At 51.4% G+C, this 1,674-nt stretch carries 1 protein-coding gene; it reads right to left on the bottom strand.

All coding sequences use genetic code 11. The features are described 5' to 3' along the window. Positions 1-1,387: 1,387 nt before the first annotated feature. Positions 1,388-1,674 (bottom strand): transposase (locus XBLMG947_RS08425; protein WP_065467700.1); only part of this gene is annotated, 287 nt, incomplete at its 5' end.

Raw genomic sequence — 1,674 nt, 5'->3', positions numbered from 1 at the left:
CCTAAGTACCTGGCAACTTTTTGCACTTCTTGTGACTTGTGGGTAACACACCCCTATTAAGCATCAAATCATTTAAGCGAAATGTGACGGCATCGGCCAATTCTTGAGCAAGGCTAAAAAAACCGCTGCATCGCAAATTTTTAATATACATTTGTGTGCTTGCTGAGGCATCGCTTGTATGAAAATAAGTGATTGTGAGCATTAAGTTGCATTGATGATTTAACACGTTTGCCAAATGCCGAATAATTCGGTTCAGCTAGAGGGCGTTATCAAGCAAACTAACTAGAAATTCCCTGTAAGGGGAAACTTTACGTTCAATACAGGCCACCGTCCCACTTGCAGTTGACCCAGTTTTGTGGGGGTGGGTCACAGCGCTGATTGCCGATGACAGGATTCACTTCATCCGCAGAGGCGACTTCCTACGCGCAGAGCCAAATGCGCCAGTGCAGTGTTGCGGGCGACGGCACGCTGCTGCCAGTCGTCGCCGAAACGCAGTTGTTGCAGAAGCGACAATGAAGGTTCACAACGCGCTTTCCAGTTCAAGGGATGTAGCGAAGCCTCTTTACCCGTTGACGCTGTGAGTCGCCATCGCGACGTGTCAGCTTGGCTGTGGGCAGTAACCTGCCGGTTCCCAACGACGTGCAGGCGCCGAGCGACAAAATCTTTGCGGTCGCCTGCATTTGCAGAGAGCGCAATATCACCTGCCCTCAAGGTAACGCGGTTCATCCGTAAACTTCGCCTCTGACGCCAAGCATTCTCGGTGCAAAAGGCTGTCAATCTAAACTGAGAGGAACATTGGCACTGCGGGGTCATGCTGAGATGCAAATTGCATTTCCTTGGCGTTGCAATAAGCGTTTATCTTGTAGACTTTTTACATGACAGATCGGATTCGTGGCGCATCAAGCAGTAGCCATCACTATTCCACTGAAAGCAATCCAGAAAGCTCGCCACCGCAGCAGAGACAACCGTCGAGTCTGCCGCCGTCTGGTCAGTTCAGCGGTCTGCAGCACTTGAGTAGTCGCCGCCGTCGGCCTGCAGAGCTCTTAAATGTAAGATTCTCGGCGCAGGAACCCGCTGCTGAGGAGTTGTCGCCTGGAGAGGATCGAAAGCCTGATATTTGGTTGAGAGAGGACACTGCACTTAGCGTAAATGCATATCAACTCTACGTTAATTATCCGCGAGGTCTTCCCAGCGATGTCAAGAGGTCTACTAAGAATGATCCAAAACTTTATTCTGCATACAAGTAAATATTAAAAAATAAGGGTTATAAAAGTTAGGAATTAACGGCAACCTTATCTTGGCCGGGCTGGCAAATTGTTGGCTCGGTCGCATCCGCGTTTCAATATTGCAGCGCGGTCGGAGTGATAACGTGTTTGGCTTAGAGCAGCTAACAAAACCCAGGAAGCATGCGTAAGCAGATGATGGAGCATGCAAGCGAGAGCAACGCTAAGTGGATATCGATGCGGCGTTCGAAGCGGATACGCAGCTTGCCCATGCCGGCAAACCAAGCGTGCGTGCGCTCGACGACCCAGCGATACTGGCCCAGGCGGTAGTTGCGTTCGATGCCCTTGCGTGCAATCCGCGCAATGATGCCGCGCTGCTTGAGGGCGTTGCGGCAACGGTCGATGTCGTCGGCCTTGTCGGCATGCAGTTTGCCTGGCCAGCGTCGCGCAC

Origin of the sequence: Xanthomonas bromi (assembly GCF_900092025.1) — a bacterium.
GTDB lineage: Bacteria > Pseudomonadota > Gammaproteobacteria > Xanthomonadales > Xanthomonadaceae > Xanthomonas > Xanthomonas bromi.
Note: the sequence above shows the minus strand (reverse complement) of the source record. Positions and strands in the feature narration are given on the sequence as shown.